The 13,533-nt window shown below is 42.1% G+C and carries 14 protein-coding genes; 3 read left to right on the forward strand and 11 right to left on the reverse strand.

All coding sequences use genetic code 11. From position 1 onward, the window contains the following. Window positions 1–123 precede the first annotated feature (123 nt). The 4 genes from nagX to CWC28_RS05365 all read right to left on the reverse strand — a co-directional run bounded on the left by nagX (window position 124) and on the right by CWC28_RS05365 (window position 4,209). The gene (nagX, locus tag CWC28_RS05350) at window positions 124–1,254 is read right to left on the reverse strand and encodes a transmembrane glucosamine N-acetyltransferase NagX (protein ID WP_105173961.1); all 1,131 of its coding nucleotides are present in this window, start codon (window positions 1,252–1,254) and stop codon (window positions 124–126) included. A gap of 63 nt (window positions 1,255–1,317) precedes the next feature. Then, on the reverse strand, window positions 1,318–2,430 hold the full coding sequence (gene nagA / locus CWC28_RS05355) for an N-acetylglucosamine-6-phosphate deacetylase (RefSeq protein ID WP_138624847.1): 1,113 nt from the start codon (window positions 2,428–2,430) through the stop codon (window positions 1,318–1,320). Next, on the reverse strand, window positions 2,430–3,344 hold the full coding sequence (gene nagK / locus CWC28_RS05360) for an N-acetylglucosamine kinase (protein WP_119852015.1): 915 nt from the start codon (window positions 3,342–3,344) through the stop codon (window positions 2,430–2,432). The genes nagA and nagK overlap by 1 nt, the downstream gene beginning before the upstream one ends. A gap of 370 nt (window positions 3,345–3,714) precedes the next feature. Beyond that, window positions 3,715–4,209, reverse strand: a complete 495-nt coding sequence (locus CWC28_RS05365; protein ID WP_063705954.1) for a LabA-like NYN domain-containing protein — start codon at window positions 4,207–4,209, stop codon at window positions 3,715–3,717. 155 nt (window positions 4,210–4,364) lie between these two features. Here CWC28_RS05365 and CWC28_RS05370 point away from each other — a divergent pair, with 155 nt between their 5' ends. Beyond that, window positions 4,365–4,979 (forward strand): hypothetical protein, encoded by a 615-nt coding sequence (locus CWC28_RS05370; protein ID WP_062564219.1) that lies wholly within the window; start codon window positions 4,365–4,367, stop codon window positions 4,977–4,979. Continuing rightward, window positions 4,976–5,728, forward strand: a complete 753-nt coding sequence (locus CWC28_RS05375) for a DUF3307 domain-containing protein (protein ID WP_063705957.1) — start codon at window positions 4,976–4,978, stop codon at window positions 5,726–5,728. The genes CWC28_RS05370 and CWC28_RS05375 overlap by 4 nt, the downstream gene beginning before the upstream one ends. Window positions 5,729–5,770: 42 nt before the next feature. On the opposite strand, the gene CWC28_RS05380 is transcribed toward CWC28_RS05375, so the two are convergent. Both CWC28_RS05380 and CWC28_RS05385 read right to left on the reverse strand, forming a co-directional pair. Next, the gene (locus CWC28_RS05380; RefSeq protein ID WP_063705959.1) at window positions 5,771–7,219 is read right to left on the reverse strand and encodes a DEAD/DEAH box helicase; all 1,449 of its coding nucleotides are present in this window, start codon (window positions 7,217–7,219) and stop codon (window positions 5,771–5,773) included. A 172-nt stretch (window positions 7,220–7,391) separates the two neighbouring features. Further along, on the reverse strand, window positions 7,392–8,234 hold the full coding sequence (locus CWC28_RS05385) for an isopenicillin N synthase family dioxygenase (protein WP_054551580.1): 843 nt from the start codon (window positions 8,232–8,234) through the stop codon (window positions 7,392–7,394). Between the two features lie 238 nt (window positions 8,235–8,472). Between CWC28_RS05385 and CWC28_RS05390 the strand changes: the two genes are divergently transcribed. Beyond that, the gene (locus tag CWC28_RS05390; RefSeq protein WP_138624848.1) at window positions 8,473–9,360 is read left to right on the forward strand and encodes an MBL fold metallo-hydrolase; all 888 of its coding nucleotides are present in this window, start codon (window positions 8,473–8,475) and stop codon (window positions 9,358–9,360) included. Between the two features lie 7 nt (window positions 9,361–9,367). Here CWC28_RS05390 and CWC28_RS05395 read toward each other — a convergent pair whose 3' ends face one another. From CWC28_RS05395 to aspS, 5 genes are all read right to left on the reverse strand, one after another. Beyond that, window positions 9,368–10,099, reverse strand: coding sequence for an alpha/beta fold hydrolase (locus CWC28_RS05395; RefSeq protein WP_063705961.1), 732 nt, complete (start codon window positions 10,097–10,099; stop codon window positions 9,368–9,370). A 1-nt stretch (window position 10,100) separates the two neighbouring features. Beyond that, window positions 10,101–10,688, reverse strand: a complete 588-nt coding sequence (locus CWC28_RS05400) for a GNAT family N-acetyltransferase (protein ID WP_063705963.1) — start codon at window positions 10,686–10,688, stop codon at window positions 10,101–10,103. A gap of 31 nt (window positions 10,689–10,719) precedes the next feature. After that, on the reverse strand, window positions 10,720–11,310 hold the full coding sequence (locus tag CWC28_RS05405) for a pentapeptide repeat-containing protein (protein WP_240494383.1): 591 nt from the start codon (window positions 11,308–11,310) through the stop codon (window positions 10,720–10,722). After that, window positions 11,307–11,513 (reverse strand): hypothetical protein, encoded by a 207-nt coding sequence (locus tag CWC28_RS05410; protein WP_063705966.1) that lies wholly within the window; start codon window positions 11,511–11,513, stop codon window positions 11,307–11,309. Before CWC28_RS05410 ends, CWC28_RS05405 begins: the two co-directional genes overlap by 4 nt. 109 nt (window positions 11,514–11,622) lie before the next feature. After that, a complete protein-coding gene (aspS, locus tag CWC28_RS05415) occupies window positions 11,623–13,392 on the reverse strand; it encodes an aspartate--tRNA ligase (protein WP_063705968.1) in 1,770 nt (589 codons plus the stop codon). Between the last annotated feature and the right edge of the window lie 141 nt (window positions 13,393–13,533).

A 13,533-nucleotide genomic window follows, 5' to 3' on the forward strand; every position in this document is an offset into this window, starting at 1 on the left:
CTGCCAGGATACGATGCAGTAGCTATAACCATTATGACAACGCTGTCATTATCACTTCTAGTTTTATCTTTGTAAAGTAAAAGTGAATAAAAAATTACTCTTTCTGTTAGTGTTTAATAATTATCAAACACTAACAAAGATCTTACGGCGATACATCCAATGTAATACCAGCATTTGTACTGCTAATAACGCAATGACCGCCATCAGGGGTTGCCACGCCTCTGGCACAGCTCGAATCACCCCACCAAATACGCTTTGGCTGACATAGCCCCAATTCACAAGACTTGACGCTAAATAAATAATAATCGAGTTTGCACCTATGATCACAAATGGATACGCAGCGCGTTGCCCCGGTAAAATATCAACCAGTGCATAAAAAACGGCGAGCAATATGGCACTCCAGCCAACGGTTACAAGCACAAATGAGCTGGTCCAAAGTTCTTTATTTACTGGGAACTGTAAATCCCATAACCAGCCTAAGCATACACTTACCACACCTGCGGCGAACAATAAGGCGGTCATTTTCCACTCGCCAATTTGCTGAGCTCGAGCCACTAATTGACCTGCAAACACACCCATTAATGCATTGACTATCGCAGGGATATTCGACAACACACCTTCTGGGTCTACTACACGGTTTTGATAACTAATACCCGGCAGTAAGTGTGCATCAAACCATGCATTCCAACTCCCTGCTGCTGAAAGGTCACCAGCACTGCCACCCGGCACTGGAACAAAACAAAGTAGTAACCAATAACCCACTAAAATAGCCGCAGCGGTAATAATTTGTGTTCGTAAACTAGTATGCCAAACCAACATTGCACAGAAGAACCAGGCAATAGCGATGCGGCCAAGCACACTGGCATAACGAATTTCATCCAACGCCATTGGCATCCCTGTGCCCCAGCCGTGGTTATACAAAATACCTAATAAACACAATAGTAAAAGACGTTTACCCGCCTTGCGGTAATACACTTTGCGCTCATCAAACGGTAAATGGTCAATGCGTTTTGGGGCTAGCCCCATCGCCACACCCGATAAAAATATAAACAATGGGAAAATCAGATCGTAAAATGTGAAGCCATGCCAAACGCTGTGCACGGTGTGTGCTTCAAAAACTTTCCAGCCAGTCCAGCCAGTTAAAACGAAGAGCGCTGCGAATAGTGACTGTCCGCCTAATATCCAAAACATATCCATGCCGCGCAGTGCATCCAGCGATGCCAAACGTTTTCTTGTTGGTTGTGTTGTTGTCATTGTATTACCTTAAATAGAAAAAGCCCCGCGATACAACGGCGGGGTTTTTACCAGGGAAGCTTGTTATAGCGCTTTTCCAGCAATAAAGGTGGCTTGTACATTTTGCTGTGCGTCTAACACCACAAAGTCAGCGTCAAACCCGCTCTGTAAGCGACCTTTTTTATGTAAACCTAAATATTGTGCAGGATAAAGTGATGCCATACGTAAGCTCTCAGCAAGGCTAACATCCAATGTGTTCACTGTGTTGCGCACCGCACTTGCCATATCAAGTACGCTGCCTGCTAATTCACCGGTCGTTGAATTTAATCGATCGCCAGTACGAATAACTTTACGGCCATCAAAGAAATCAAACTCCATATCGTCAGTCCCTACAGGTGGCATAGCATCTGTGACTAACATAATTTTTCCGCGCTGTTTGGTGCGAATTGCTAATTTAGCTGATGATGGGTGTATATGGTGACCATCAACAATTAAGCCGCACCAACTGTTATCATCCCAAAGTGCAGCACCAACAACACCCGGCTCTCGTGATGTAAATGCTGACATGGCATTAAATAAGTGGGTAAAACCATCAGCCCCTGCTGCAAGTGCTGCATTGGTGGTCGCAAAGTCTGCATTGGTGTGGCCAATACACACTTTTACACCACTCTCCACTAAGCGTGCGATATCATCAGCACTGACATTTTCAGGTGCTAAGGTAACCATTTTAATGCCTAAGTCTTGGCGGGCGTAAATCGCAAATTCTTGTTCTGTAATAGGGCGAATGAATTGCTCGCTGTGGGTGCCTTTTTTCCCTAATGAAAGGTGCGGGCCTTCGAAGTGCACACCCATTATGCCCGGAACACCTTCAGCAATTGCTTGTGCAGTGGCATCGGCCGCTTTTGCCATGACTTCAACTTTGTCAGTGATCAGGGTTGGCATAATCGCAGTTGAACCAAACTGACCATGTGCTTTGGCTATTCTATCTAAGCAATCTGGCGTTTGTTCAGCGTTAAAAAACGCCCCGCCACCGCCATTTACTTGTACATCAATAAAACCAGGGGCCACTAAACCCGTTAATGCAACGGCATTAGCATCTGCTTCAACACGCTTAAACACACCATTGTCGACGCTAAAATACACATCAGATAAAAATTCGTCACCGGTAAACAATGAACTTGCATGATAAATCGTCATTACAAACTTACCTCTTGGTTTTGTTCAAGCACAGATTGCTGAGCAAAATACACCGCGCCCATTTCCGGTGGTTGAATAGGGGATTCAACGCGTTTCGCAATATCTTCTGCAAGCCACTTATTTAATGGCTCGGCTAAACCGCCAATCATAGATAACCGTGGCGGGTTATTCTCTAATAAGCGCTGCGCTAATTTACTAACGTAATCAGCCCCTTCTTTCACAATGGAGATAGCAACTTTGTCATTATTATTGGCTGCTTCAAATACATAACGGGCTAATTTGGCAAAACTACTCGAAGGCTGACCAGACATTTGTTCAACAATTGCCATCGCATTGTCAGCTGCAAAATGCTCGGTGATCACGTTAGTTAGGTTTGTTGCTTCGCCTAGGCCATCAAGGTCTAACAAGGTCGCTTTTATTGCTTCAAGACCCATCCAGGCACCACTGCCTTTATCTCCTAGAGCAAAGCCATGACCGCCAAAGTTAGTTGTGCGACCATTTACACAAGAAAAACCACAAGAGCCAGTGCCTGTGATGATCACCGCACCATCACTCCCTTCATGGGCGCCGATACAGGCTGTGTGTAAGTCAGTGGTGAGGAACATTTGTTTGAATGGATGCTCCCATTCCATAATCTTGTCGTACAAACTTGGTAGGTTTACACCTGCTAAACCTAAGCCGGCATAAAGCTGATGAACGGTTTCAAGCGGTAAACCCGCATCACGAAGTGCTAATTGTGTTGAGACCATAATTGATTCGAGAGTACGTTCCAAACCATGTAATGGATTTGCAGGACCACCTAGGCCAGTTCCTAATACACCTTGTTTAACAGAGTAGATAGTTGCTCGACATTTCGTTCCGCCACCATCAATACCAATAAACAATTGGTCCTCATTCACACTCTTCGCCATCATTTAACGACCCCTAGCCTTCGTTTAGTTTTTGTCTAAATCGCATTATTTTTCTTATCAGAATGCGAAATCATCTCAACCTTTGTTGATTTAATGTTACACAACAAATGACAGCGTTGTCATTATATTTTTTATAAAAATTCGTATATCTTTCATATTTATTTTTAATTAATTGAATTAAAACGTTTTATTTAACAGACAAGAAAATTAGAAACCACATCAACAATGTCCTATTACACCTTTATTTATGCTTTTTTGCATAATTTAGTGCGTTGTGCGTGACTATTCCTTTATTTATCATAAAGTGTAGCTAATGTTAGCTTAGCTGAAATAATACTTTAGTTAAACATTTTATTTTTATAGGAATATTTTTTCACCTTGATAGTAGCAGTGAATCGTCAATACAATGAAATTCAGCGGCGGCTTGCTTTAAAATATCAGCGGTAAGCTGCTCTGCTCCATAGACATCACACGGTAGCTGATACTTATTCGCTAAGTGACCAAGTAATAAGGCAAAATCACCATCACCCGAAAGCAATACCATTTTATCGAGCTGCTTGGCATGCTCTAGCATATCAATGGTAATGCCAACATCCCAATCCCCTTTTGCACTGCCATCTTTGCGCTGAATAAAAGGTTTCAGTTTTACCTCAAAACCAATTGCGCGCAGAATATTTTGAAACTGCGATTGCTTTTCATCGCCACGATATATTGCATATGCAATGGCGCAATCAATTTGATAGCGTTCGCTCATTTGTGCCCAAAAGGCATTGTAGTCAAAGTTTTTCTTGTAGCTTTCTCTACAGGTGTAATAAATGTTTTGTACATCTACAAAAATACCGACTCTTGGCTTATCAACTGCTGACATAGTTTTCTGTTCTTTAGTGATTTGTGTTCACTGTAGCATATCTAGGTTGATATTTACGAAAAAGTAACCTAAATTGGTTACATAAAAAAAAGTAACCAAATTTGGTTACTTATCGCGATGTAACTAAATTAAGTTACTTAATCTAAGGGATCATAATGATTGCGGTGATCAGCGGTGATTTAATTAAATCACAAAAAATTCCACAACAAGAATACGACGCTATGCTTTATCAGCTTGATCAAAGCTTACGCTTTGTTGCCAAGCGTTTTAATGCAAGCTTTACCATTTACCGTGGCGATGCATTACAAGTACAGCTAACAGAGCCAGAACTGGTGTGTCATGCAGCAATCTTGTTGTATTTGCAAATGAAAGCAGCCAATTACGAACTGCGACAAAGCTTGGCCATTGGCTCACTCGACAACCCCCGCGCCGATATAAAAACAGCCACAGGCAGTGCTTATACCTTATCTGGTCGTGGTTTAGATAACATCGGCCAGCAACGCTTAGTGTTAAATATTGAAAATAACGCCCTTGAAGAAGGCTTTGCGCTTAATATTGCGCTTGTCGAAGTCCTGCTTGAAAAAATGAGTCAAAAGCAGGCCAATGCCCTGTTTTATTATTTAACCGCCGAGAACAACAGCCATGCAGAGCTTGCTAAAGAGCTTAATACTAGCCGAGAGAATGTCACGAAGTTACTCAACCTGGCGCATTATCAACTTATCGAGCGCTTTATAAATTACAGCCAAACCACACTCAAAGGATTGTTATGACCAGTTTTGCTCTATTACTCACCGCATTAGTATTGGGCCACTTACTTGCAGACTTTTATTGGCAACCAATGAGCTGGGTACACGACAGAAACAACCGTCACTTTCGTGCCAGTAAACTCTATTTGCACGTATTAACACACGGCGTGACCTCTTTAGCTGTGCTCACACTATGGGAATACACTTATGGCTGGCAAGAGTTCTCTCGTGTATTGTTAGCAACGGTTGCGATTATGCTAAGCCACTATGTCATTGACTTGGCAAAGTCATATTCAAATAAAGGCGTGGTGCCGTTTTTACTCGACCAGTTGGCGCATCTTGTTGTGATTGTAATGCTAAGCATTTGGCTTAGTGATAAGAATGAATTTTATAGCTTAGCGTGGCAAAAGCTGATTGCCCTCGATACTTTGTTTGTTATTGCAGCTTATTTATTGGTGCTTAACCCAAGCTCTGTGTTTATTCGCATGATGCTAGAGAAAATCAATATTCAGATAAACAATGAAGGCAGCATTCCTGCCGCGGGGCATTTTATTGGCTTGCTCGAGCGAGTGTTAATGTTGAGCTTTATCTTGTTAGGTGAATACGGCGGCGTGGGCTTTCTACTGGCGGCCAAATCTATCTTTCGATTCGGTGATTTAAAAGAAAGTAGCGAAAAACAACTTACTGAGTATGTCATGCTGGGCACTTTGTTAAGTGTCACCGTGACACTCTTTATTGGTGTCGCCACCTTATATTGCATTAAACTCATTTAAAACAAAAAACGCGCAATTGCGCGTTTTTTGTTTTTACTGCTATTAACTATCCGCAGCGGGCTTACGTCTTGGGCGAGATGGCCCCGATACACGCTGACGATTACCCGCAGGTTTATTACCTGCTGGTTTAGTGTTATTTGATTTATTCCCGTTGTTTGCACCTTTTTGGTTTTGGCCTTGCTCTTTACCCTTACCCTGCCACTTACCTTGTGAAGGACGCTTTTGCGATTTAGGTTTTGGCTTTTGTGCAGGTTTTGCTACACCTTGACCATCTTGAGCTGGTGCTTTTGGCTTTTTCGGTTTCTTTGGCTTTTTCGGCTTGATTGGACGCGTATCTAGCGGCTTTTCAGCAACCGGTTTGTTTGGCTCAAAACCTGCTTCGGTTGCACGCGGAATAAGCTCACCAATAAAGCGCTCAATACCATATAAATCGTCGGCATCATCTACTGTTACAAACGAAATAGCATGACCTGATGCACCCGCTCGGCCTGTACGGCCAATACGATGTACGTAATCTTCATAAATATTCGGTAGATCGTAGTTAACAACGTGAGGTAGCTCAACAATATCAAGACCACGGGCAACAATATCGGTTGCCACTAATACGCGCACTTCACCCGATTTAAAGCCTTCGAGTGCTTTAACGCGAGCGCCTTGCGATTTATTCCCGTGAATGGCAGCGCCGACAATATCATCGCGTTCAAGCTGCTTAACTAAACGGTTAGCACCATGCTTAGTACGGCAAAATACCAATACTTGCTGCCAATCGTTAGTACGGATCAGGTGGCTAAGCAATGCTGTTTTACGTGATTTATCTAGCGCATAAACAGATTGAGTAACAGTTTTAGCTGTGGTGTTTTTTGCCGCGACTGAAATCTCAACGGGATCGTTAATGAGCCCTTTTGCAAGTTCACGAATTTCATCAGAGAACGTCGCTGAGAACATCAGGTTCTGACGTTTAGCAGGCAATTTAGCAATGATACGTTTGATGTCATGAATAAAGCCCATATCAAGCATACGGTCTGCTTCATCAAGGATCAGCACTTCTAAATCATCAAACTTAACAGCATTTTGATTGTGTAGATCTAATAAACGACCAGGTGTGGCCACTAAAATATCAACACCTTTACGAAGGCGCATCATTTGTGGGTTAATTTTAACGCCACCATAAACAACAAATGAGCTAACATTTGAATGCTTAGCATATTGCTCAACATTTTCGCTTACTTGTAGAGCCAACTCGCGAGTTGGAGCCAATACTAATGCGCGTACTTTATTGCCACCCGCTTTAGGGCCCTTTGACAAACGCTCAATTAACGGCAGTGTAAAACCTGCTGTTTTACCTGTACCAGTTTGCGCTGCGGCCATAACATCACGGCCTTCAATGATCGCAGGGATAGCTTGTGATTGAATAGGCGTAGGTGCTTCATAGCCCTTTTCTAAAACTGCATTTACTAAAGCTGGTGATAAACCTAACCCATCAAAACTCATACTATCTCTCTTTAAAAAATTCAGCCGATTCGGCGAAGTGCGCGCATTATACCTAGGATAGTCAATAATGCATGGAATTATTTGCAAACTAACACTTAATGCTGAACTTAGCAGACAAATTTAAGGCATAAAAAAAGCGGCTTTAATGCCGCTTTCTCTTTATAACCAATTTTTACTTAACTCCAAGCTCGCGTAAACGCTCTTGTAAGTAGCTGTCTGCTGTGTAGCGCTCAGAAAGCACAACATCAGGACGCGGGTGTAAGAATAATGGTAACGAAATACGTGATTTAGTTGACGCTTTACCCGTTGGGTTGATCACACGGTGAATCGTTGATGGGAAGTAACCACCTGACGCTTCTTGTAGCATGTCACCAATATTGATGATCAGGTTACCAAAATCACATGGTACGTCTAACCAACCGCCATCTGTTTTTTGTACTTGTAAACCTGGCTCATTTGCCGCAGGTAATACAGTTAATAAGTTGATGTCGCCATGCGCTGCTGCACGGATTGCACCTGGCTCTTCATCACCTGTCATTGGTGGGTAATGAAGAATACGCAGGAGTGTTTGCTCAGAGTTAGCAATCATATCTTTAAGGTCAATAGAGAACTTAGCACGCACTTCTTCTGGTGCTTCAGCTTGAACCCAACTTAATAATGTCGCTGCAAACTCATTTGCTAAACGGTAGTACTCACGAATTTCTTCTTCTAGCTGTGCTGGAACACGGCCTTTTGGATAAACGTGGTAGTACTCTTTAATATCTTTAACGGTAAAGCCTTTTGCAACTTCTGACACTGATGGTGGGAAGTAACCATCTTGTGTTTCTTTTGAAAATAAAAACTCGTGCTTTTGCTCAGAATTAAAGAATTCTTGCCAATTTTTGTAAATAGACTCAACTAATGACTGAGGAATTGGGTGATTTTTTAATACACCGAAACCTGTGTTTCTTAGTGACTCAACAAATTGAGCGGCCGCATCGCTCGCTTTATAATCAACGGTAGGTAAATGTTGCATTTGTCTTTTCCAGTGAATAAGGTTCTAGAAGTCTGTGCTAAGCATAGCATTTCTTCATTATAGCGCTTCGCGAGGATAGAGAAACACAGGCAAAAACATAAGGACTTATGTCCGCCCCACCTTGCTTAGCTCCTTAACTTTGATGCAGATCAACTAAGCCTTTAAGTAGTATAATATGTACTATTAGCTAAACTTTGATATGGTTAGTTAGACACATTTCAACGCAAAAGGATCGCTAATGTTCAAAAGTCTGCAAATCTTACTTTTCTGTGCGCTCATATTCGTTACTAATCAGGCCATCTGTGCAGAACCAGCAAACTATAAAGTCGAAAACATTAAAGACAATGTATATCGCTTTAGTGCTGGCCATTACCACAGCGCTTTTATGATTGTTGATAACCTTGCCTTGGTGACTGATCCTATTAATAGCGATGCCGCAAAATATTTAAAAAGCTATATCAAAAAAACCTTTAACGCCGATATCAAGTACATGTTGTACAGCCATAGCCATGTTGACCATGCAATGGGCGGTCATGAGCTAATCGATAACAACACAACGGTCGTCGCTCATCAATTTGCAGCTGAGGACCTTAAATTAAATAAAGTGCCTACTGCCCTGCCTGATCTTACATTTACCGATACACTCAAAGTCAATTTAGGTGATAGCTACGTGCAACTGAAATACTATGGGCCCAATAATGGCCGTGGTAATGTCAGTATGCGTTTTATGCCTGCCAATGTACTTTATGTTGTTGATTGGATTGTACTTGGCCGCATGCCATATAAAAATTTGATTGGTTACGATATTAACGGCATGCTGCATTCAACTAAAGCAGTGTTAAATGAACCCACATTTGCTGCATTTATAGGTGGCCATGCAGATACTGGCAACCGCGATGATGTTGTCTCTTATTTACACTATATTCAAGACTTACACACTACAGTGCGCGATGGCATGTTAAAAGGTAAGAACCTTGCGACCTTACAAAAAGAAATAAGCTTGCCTCAATACAGCCATTTAAAAATGTACCAGCAATGGCTACCACTGAATATTGAGGGTGTGTATAACAACCTTGTCGAGATGGGCTATTTTAATTTTCGCAGCGATATTAATGCTCAGTTTTAGCTGAGCATTAAAAGCGAGATAAAAACGCGTTAAGTTCTTTACTCATACGTGCTACAAGCGCTTTTGGGCCACCATCATACATGTCGTTATGGCGCGAATCTTTAAGCTTAATTTGCGTCACTGGGTATACTGCGAGCTCTTGCGGCGTTAGCAATACGTTGTCATCTGCTGGGTAATCGCTACCGCGTAGTGTCAGTACAGCAATATTTTTGTTTCGCGGGATCAGCATACGGCGATGATCAAGGGTGATCAGCTTAGCTACCTTAGCGGGATAAATAGCCGCATATAATGCTGCAATATCCCCCCCATTTGAGTGCCCAAATAAAGTGAGCTGATTAAAGTCATACGCAGGATAACGCTTTGCAAGTTCTACGGCTAAAAACTCAAGGGTTTGTACACCGCGGTGCCAGTTTTCCATGCGTGTGGTCATGTAGGGTGGCTCAGGGTTTAAACTCGGATCGCCTTTTAACTCATGAGCCACTTCAACCGTTAAATAACCATGCTGATGAAAGGCCTGCTGGGCAAATTGATACTCTGTATGCGCCATACCATAGCCTGCTCCAATAAATGCCACGGGGCACTTTTTCTTTACCGTGCATTCGCTATCGGCTGCTGTAATGGTCACCGGAATATGGCGGGCTCGCTTAGTATCAAACAGTGTCTCTGTTTGGTTTGCAAAGGCTGTTTGCCCGCTAAGAGTTAAAGCGAGCAATAGCGCCGCCTTTTTAATATCTAACATTTTATGACTGCGCTAATTTGAATTCTAGGCTACGTTTAACCATCGGCCACTCACCATCAATAATTGAAAACACCACAGTATCGCGGACGCATCCATCGGCCATGATTTGATGATTACGAAGAACCCCATCTTGTTTCGCCCCTAAGCGAGCAATGGCATTGCGCGAAGCTTGATTATGCCAATGGGTACGAAACTCAACAGCAATCACATTAAGTGTTTCAAATGCATAACTCAGTAGCAGTTTTTTACATTCAGTATTAACCCCAGTTCGCTGAAAGCGCTTGGCATACCAGGTGTAACCAATTTCTAAACGGCGGTTTTTACTGTCGATATTACAAAAGCGAGTTGAGCCTATCACCTCATCGGTGTGTTTATCGATAACAGCAAATGGTAATGCGCGACCAAGTGACTGTTGTTCAAACGCCATGTTTAAATAATCGTCAACACGTGCTTCATTGGGCACCGAGGTAAACCACAATTCCCAAAGCTTTCCATCCGTAGCGGCGTTTACTAAAGCATCGCGATGCTCAAGCGTTAACGGCACTAATTTAACAAATTGACCTTCCAAGGTGATGGGACTTAAATCCATAACTTTCCTTAACCTTAATTAGCAAAAATATTTAATCCACCAGCTCTATATCGAGCCCTGCGAGCAAGTCCAAAGCGGCATAACGTTCAAATTTGGCTTTACTGATATTGTTAGCAGTTATATCAATGGCAAAGTGACTAGCACCTATAAAATTAGCTTTACTGAGATTAGTTTGTTGAAACAAGCTGTCACGAAAATCCGTATCAGTAAAATCAGCAGATGTTAAATCTGCATGTCTAAAATCAACATCTTTGGCAAAGCAGCTGCGCATTTTTAAAGCCTTTAAACTAAGCTCAAAAAAGCTGCTGTGGCTAAGTTCACAGCCAACAAAACTCACTGGGGCACGGCTGGCGAGTAGCGGCCAATCAACATCAGTAAAGCGTACACTGGTTAATTTACACTCTTTAAAGCTCACTTCTTCAAGTGAGGTGTATCTAAGACCAAGGGCAGCTAAATTACAGTTTTTAAACTCACATTCTATAAACCGGCAGTTTTCAAACTGGCTATTGCTAAAGTCACAGTCGACAAATTCACATTGCTCAAATTCGCAATGTGAAAATGTTTGCCCTGCTAGGTTTACTTCAAAAGTGTGTTCAAAATAGAGGGAATGGCTTGCGATCACGCGGTGGTCTCAATATCTTGTTTAAATGCAAGTACTGCAATAAAAATAAGACCAAATAAGGGAACTAACGCAAGTAACCCACCAATAATGGCCATTCTGATAGGTGTGGAGGTTTTGCGCTTACCCAAGAAATAACTGATAACAGCAAACACAGGGATCAAAATAAAAATTATTTGGCCCATTAAAGTTAGATTGACATTCATACTCTTTCCTTGAAGAACATACTAAAAATTCATTTAAACACAAAAAAACCCTAAGGCATACACCTTAGGGTTATTATTCATTAAGTCTTATAATTCAAGTTATTATGAATTATTCAGCGTCTTTCGCTACAACATTAATTGCAAGCTCAGTTAATGCATCTGCATTAGCTTTGCTTGGTGCATCTGTTAATAAACATGATGCTTGTGTTGTTTTAGGGAAAGCAATAACGTCACGAATGTTATCAGTACCACATAGCAACATAACTAAACGGTCAAGACCAAACGCAAGACCCGCATGCGGTGGTGTACCGTATTTAAGTGCGTCAAGTAAGAAACCAAACTTGTCTTGTTGCTCTTGTGCGTCAATGCCTAAGATTCTGAATGCAGTTTCTTGCATGTCAGCATTGTGAATACGTACCGAACCACCACCAACTTCGTAGCCGTTTAATACCATGTCGTATGCATCTGATAATGCACCAGCTGGGTTTGCTTCAAGCTCTTGAGCAGAAATACCTTTTGGTGCAGTGAATGGGTGGTGAACCGCATGCAATGTACCTTCGTCGTCTTCTTCGAACATCGGGAAGTCAACAACCCATAAAGGTTTCCAGCTATCAAGATTAGTAATGCCTAAATCAACACCAATCTTAAGACGTAGTGCACCCATCGCTTCGTTTACAACGCTACGCTTATCAGCACCAAATAAAATGATATCGCCAGATTGTGCGTTAGTACGCTCAAGTAACTGGTTGATCACCTCTTCGTTTAAGAACTTAGCGATTGGTGATTGTACACCTTCAACGCCCGCAGCACGGTCGTTAACTTTCATCCATGCTAGGCCTTTCGCGCCATAGATACCGATGAATTTAGTGTAATCGTCGATTTGTTTACGAGAAAGCTCAGCACCGCCTGGTACAGTTAATACAGCAACACGGCCTTTTTCGTCATTAGCAGGACCAGAGAATACTTTAAACTCAACGTCTTTTACTAAATCAGCAACGTCAACAAGCTGCATTGGGTTACGTAGGTCTGGTTTATCAGAACCATATAAACTCATTGCTTCGCTGTATGGCATTACTGGGAAGTCGCCTAAGTCAACGTCTAATAATGATTGCCACATTTCACGGATCATTTTCTCAGTCATTGCACGCACTTCATCAGAGCTCATGAATGACGTCTCTAAATCGATTTGTGTGAATTCTGGCTGACGGTCAGCACGTAAATCTTCGTCACGGAAACATTTAACAATTTGATAGTAACGGTCAAAGCCCGACATCATTAATAATTGTTTAAATAACTGTGGTGACTGAGGTAAAGCGTAGAAGCTACCCTTGTGAACACGGCTAGGTACTAAGTAGTCACGCGCACCTTCAGGTGTTGCTTTTGTTAGTACCGGTGTTTCGATATCTAAGAAACCATTGTCATCTAAGAAACGACGCACAAAGCTGCTCGCTTTTGCACGAAGTTTGATACGGTCGCTCATTTCAAGACGACGTAAATCAAGGTAACGGTATTTTAAGCGGCGCTCTTCAGAGTTTTGCTGATTAAAGTCAAGTGGTAATGGCTCTGAACGGTTGATGATAGTTAAGCTTGTGCCTAAAATTTCAACTTCACCTGTTGCCATGTCTTTATTTACTTGGCTATCAGGGCGTGCGCGAACAACACCTTTTAACTGCACACAAAACTCTTGACGTAGTTTATTCGCAGTATCCATTAATCCTTCTACTTCAGGATCAAAAACAACTTGTACTAAACCTTCTCTGTCACGTAAATCGACGAAGATAAGGCCACCAAGGTCACGGCGTTTGTTGATCCAACCACATAGTTCAACTTCTTGATCTACGTGAGATTTATTTAGCTGTCCGCAATATATAGAGCGCATAGTATTCCTGTCAGTTAAAGACTTATAGCCGCCTGCTCTTAAGAGTTCGCTATTTTGAGAGCAAAAGCCACTATACAAAGTAATCATTTAAGGCAGAGCATTATACCCAAACCATCGCAAAATGCGAGTGCCAGCAGTGCC

This window comes from Pseudoalteromonas sp. S4492 (assembly GCF_005886115.1).
Lineage (GTDB): Bacteria > Pseudomonadota > Gammaproteobacteria > Enterobacterales > Alteromonadaceae > Pseudoalteromonas > Pseudoalteromonas gelatinilytica.